The organism is Desulfothermus sp., assembly GCF_053993635.1.
The window spans coordinates 1-5,345 of record NZ_JBMYBT010000071.1 but is presented as its reverse complement, the minus strand read 5'-3'; the positions used below and the strand labels follow the sequence as shown (position 1 = coordinate 5,345).

Here is a 5,345-nt window from a genome sequence, read left to right as displayed (position 1 = left end):
TTTAAAAAACCTACCAAAATCATCTAACAAAGAATATGTCACTGGAGTTATAACCATTGTCATTATTGTCCCCACAAGGAGGCCAAAACCAGCAGCTGTGCCAAGTGGGGACATCCTTTCCAGACCAATTGCTGTTTCATAGATTATTGGAAGCATTCCCACAAAGGTGGAAATTGTAGTCATTAAAACAGGTCTAAGTCTTAGTCTTACTGAGTTTATCAATGCCTTATCTCTCTCCATACCTTTTCTGCGGGCCTGTTTAATAAAATCTATTAAAAATATTGAGTTATTAATTACAATTCCAGCAAGGAGCAACATTCCCATCATTGCAGGCATGCACATGGGTTTGTTGTAAATCAAAAGTCCCCATAAAGAGCCCATTACTGCTAAGGGGATTGCTATAAGAATTGGCAAGGGGAGGACAAAAGATTCAAAAGTACCTGCCAAAAGCACAATAAGTAAGGCAAATCCAAGCACTACAGCCTTCATCACCCGCGGCATTGAATCCTTCATGTCTGCTACTGTGCCTGATAATTTTATCCCATATCCTTCTGGGAGTTGAATCCCTTTTAGCCTCTTTTTTATCTGGTCCATAACCTGTGTCAGTCGGTAAATTCTGTTGTAGCCTGTTAAGTCTATGGTATTTCGTAGATTCTCTCTGGTAATAACAGTTTGAACATTTTTCAATGTTACATCAGCAATAGCCCTCAAAGGAATCTTTCCCCTGGGGGTGAATATGGTTAAATTTAAGAGATCTTCTTTGTTTTTTATAGATGAATCCTCTAATGATACCCGAATTGGGACATCCAGAAAATCCTTTAATCTAAATCTGGATGGAATTAAACCACCTATTTGTAAATTTAGCTGCTGAGCTACATCCTCTGGAGTAATTCCATAATACCTCGCTATCCTTTGTTTCACATGCACCCTAAATTCTGGTTTATCCAACCACCAGCTTTTGTGGAAATCATAAAGACCTATCACCCCATCCATGCGTGTTTTTATTTCATCTGCTATGTGTGATAACATCTTGGGAGAATCGCCATATATAACCAAATCAATTGGGGCCCTGGAAGTTGCCATTGGTGTTGCTCCGAACTCATATACCTGATATGTCTTAATTCCAGGTATATTGGAAATCTCTCTTCTAATTTCATCCTCAATTTCCCAAATGGTCTTCTTTCTCTTATCCCTTGTTACTAAATTTACTGTTATCATTGCCTGTTGTTTTGTCTGTCCGCCAGCTCCAAATGAAATCTCCCCTGGCTCAGAACCCACAACTGAAGATACACTTATTACTCCTTTTTGCCTTTTTATCACTGCTTCCACTTTTGATAGCACCTTCTCCATCTGAGATATCTTTGCCCTTGGAGATATTTCAAAAAATATCTTCATAATACCTGTATCCATTGGAGGCATGAGCTCACGTCCTATTATTGGCAAGGTAATTTTCATAGTAGCAATAAAAAATATTATCACAACAGCCATAGTTATAAACCTATGATTTAGACACATCTTTAAAAGGGCAACATATCCATCAGCTATTTTATCAACAATTTTTCCAAACCACAGAACAGATCCCTCCAAGAAATTTTTTTTACCTCCTGAAGATGAGCCAAATTTTAACGCTAGTGGCGGTACTACAAAAATTGCTGCCAAAAGGGACCCAACCAGTGATAGAGAAAGAACAAGGGTAAATTGCCTGAGCACCTTTTCAACATATCCACCTGAAAACATAATAGGAATTATCATCACCACTGTGGTCAACATCCCGGCAATAATTGAAAGCAAAATTTCTGATACTGCATCAGTGACTAAACTACGAGGGTCACCTTTATAATCCCTCCTATATCTATTTATATTTTCAACAACTACTACTGTTGCATCTACTACCATTCCAGTGGCAATAATAAGACCAGATAAGGTTACAATGTTAATTGTATATTTAGTAAAACTAAGGAGGGTAACACCAAATAAAAAAGACAAGGGAATACTAATTAAGGAAATGGCAGATGACCTAATATCTGCTAAAAATAAAAATATAATAATTACAGTCAAAATTATGGCCATGTATAAAGATGACCTCATACCTGATGTATTTCTATCAATTAAAGGCTCCTGATCATCTGTTATTTCAAATTTTATCTGGGGCCATTTTTTTTCCATTTCAGGAAGATGCTTTTTTACATTTTTTATTGCATATATGACACTGCCTTTATCGGGCCTGAGAACATTTATTGCTATGGCTGGATGAAAATTACCATGGTATAGGCTGGATGGATCTTTGTAAAAAAACTTGACATCTGCCACATCCTTTAAAAGGATATCTGTTTTGTCTTTCCTTGAAATTACCAAATTTCTTAGATCATCTAAATTACTAAATTCGCCTTCTGTCTTTATTAAAATTTCGCTGTCCTTTGTATATATAGGACCTGCTGGATGAGCGATATTTTGTTTTTTTATTGCAGATAAAACATCTAAATATGTTAGTTTAAATCCATCTAATTTATCTTTATTTAAGACTACCCATACTTCTGGTTTATGGGCACCAAAGACATCAATATCAGATACACCATCTATATTTAACAAATAATCCTTGATCTGGTTTTCAGCAAGCAGCCTAATATGTGTTAAGTCCAGATTGCTTCCTTTTTTAGGGCTAAGGGCCAGGGTCAAAACTGGCCTCGTGGCATCTGTTATTTTATAAATTCTAGGCTCTAAAATGTCTTTTGGAAGGTCTGCCCTGACCCTGGAAATGGCATTGGTAACATCCACCACTGCCTGTGCAACCGGCTTTGAATATTCAAATTCAATGCTGATTGCTGATACTTCATCACGGGATGAGGAAGTTATTTTCCTCACCTTGTCTATGGAATATAATTCCTTTTCCAGTATCTGAGTTATCCTGTGGCTAATATCTTCAGAGGAAGCACCAGGTTCAACTGTAATAACTGCAACCTGGGGTCTATGGGTATCAGGGAAATACTCTGTAGGCATTGTAAAAAACGCCCTAATTCCCATAATGGAAATTAGCATAGATACAACCAATACAGCCCAGGGATGTTTTATTGCAAATTCATGTGGTTTCATAGAACTGCTCTAACCTCCATTTTAGGAGATAGTTGTGTCCATTTTAAATAATCTCCTATAACCACTAAATCTCCCTCTTGTACCCTGCCTCTAATAATCGTATATTCAGGTGAGGATAACAAGATATCAACTTTTACTAATTCCAATTTGTTATTTTTGACTAAATAAACTCCTTTGGAATTACCCTTTATTGGAATTATACCACTTGTTGGTATGGCTAGCCCTAATTTTTTATCAACTATTGCATCAATTGGAATAAAACTGCCTATTTTTACGCAAGGTGGCAAAGTACCGAGATACGCTTCAGCAACAGTGGCCTTTCCCTGTATTAGAGATGGATATATCTTTGTAACCTTTGCAACTTTAGGGAGCCCTTTTGTTCTATATTCTTTAGGCCAGCTTATTTTTACGTCTATTCCCGGTCTAATCTTATTTACATCTTCCTGAACAACAGAGAATACCAGTTTTATCTTATCAGGTGAATACATCTCAAAAATTGGCTTAGATATAGTGGCCATATCTCCTAAGTCTTGAAAGCGCTGCGAGACTATCCCATCATAAGGTGCACGTATTATGGTATAAGAAAGCAATACCTTTATTTGTTTTAAACTGGCATAGGCACCATCTAAGGCATGTTGTAGAGCATTATAATTTTGTTCTAATGATATAACCTTTTGTTTAGATACTTCATATCTTGCCTTAGATTGATCTAAATAAGATTCACTTACAGCCTTTCCTTTATACAATTTTTTTGCCCTTATATACTCCATCTTTATATATTCATAATCACTTTTGGCAGCCAGAATTTCTGATTTTACTGCCCTGATCTTTGATTTTATCTCTTCTATTTTTGCATTTATTTCCTCCATTTTATCTACAATATCCTTATTATAGAGCTGACAAAGAATTTCATTCTTTTTTACAAGATCACCTTCATCATGATATATTTTAATTATTTGTGCATTTATTTTTGGACAAATATCTGAGGTTACATCTGAGGTAAGTCTTGCCAAATAATGCATTTTTAATTCTACATTTTGCTTTTTTACCTTTGCAACCTTAACTACAACAGGACGTAATTTATAAACTGGAGCCAAGGCAAGTCTTTTTTTTGCCTTAATTACAAATAGAGCCATAATAAATATTAAAATTATAACACCAATAATTAGTGTAAATCTTTTATTTATCTTATTCATTATTTACACCTCATTTATTTTGTATAATCCTTTCAAGATCATAACCTATAGCCTTATATAAATACAATTTTGAAATATTATACTTAAATGAATATTTAATGTAGTCCAGCTCTGCGTCGAGTAAATTTGCATGCGCATCTAACACATCATTAATTGTATTTTTCCCCATTTTATATTTTAATCTTTCTATTCGAAGTACCTCTAATGCCAATTTTTTATTGTTATTTGCTGCATCCAGTCCATATTTTGAAGAAATAATATCTGATATTGCCTGGGCTATATCTCTTTTTAAATCAAATTCTACATCTTTTAATCTTTGTTTTGCTGCATAAAGTTGCATCCTGGCCCTGGAAATATTATTCACAATGGCACCACCATAAAAAATAGGTATCTCTAAATTTAAAGATGCCTGCCAGTAATCTTCATGGTCAATAGCACCTGGAGGACCATCCTGATCATATGGTGAGCCTGATCTTAAGCTATATTGAGCAGATAGATTTAGATCTGGAAGCCGTTTAGATTTTTGTTTTTTAAGATTTAATTTTGCTACTTCAATCTGTTTTTTTGCTGTTTTAAATTCTGGTCTGTTTTGTTTTGCGAGAAAATACAGCTTATCAAAATCAGTTAATTTATATTTAAGTTTAAAATCTATTTTTTCGCCTGGATCTGGTGCAATAAAAAGTCCCTGTTCTATTCCAATTAGCCTCTTTAAAATCTGCTGGAGCACCAGGATATTTTGTTCTAAGGTCTTTTTTTTCGCCCTTTGATTTGCAATAGGCACAAGGACCTTCATTTTATCAACAGGAGCAACCTTACCCACCTTGAGGCTGATCTCTATATCTTTTAGTTGCTTGGTAAGTAATTCAATATTCTTATCTTCAGCTAAAATCGCCTTTTTTGTCTCAATAATTTTTAGATAAGTAGAAGCTATGTTATAAATTAGCTCTTGCTTTGTAAAAAAATATCTGTCAACTGAAATATCTTTTATTAACTTGCTTGCCTTATAATTATATATCCTGCGACCACCTAAGAAAATAGGCAGAGTCAACTCCACGCCGC

General features: G+C 34.9%; 3 protein-coding genes. All 3 read right to left on the bottom strand.

What is annotated here, in order from left to right; genetic code table 11:
- Positions 1–3,090 (bottom strand): efflux RND transporter permease subunit (locus ACY2V1_RS05800; RefSeq protein ID WP_461833851.1); only part of this gene is annotated, 3,090 nt, incomplete at its 3' end.
- Positions 3,087–4,286, bottom strand: a complete 1,200-nt coding sequence (locus ACY2V1_RS05795) for an efflux RND transporter periplasmic adaptor subunit (RefSeq protein ID WP_461833850.1) — start codon at positions 4,284–4,286, stop codon at positions 3,087–3,089. The genes ACY2V1_RS05800 and ACY2V1_RS05795, both read right to left, overlap by 4 nt.
- Positions 4,287–4,296: 10 nt before the next feature.
- On the bottom strand, positions 4,297–5,345 hold a 1,049-nt coding region (locus ACY2V1_RS05790; protein WP_461833849.1), incomplete at its 5' end, for a TolC family protein.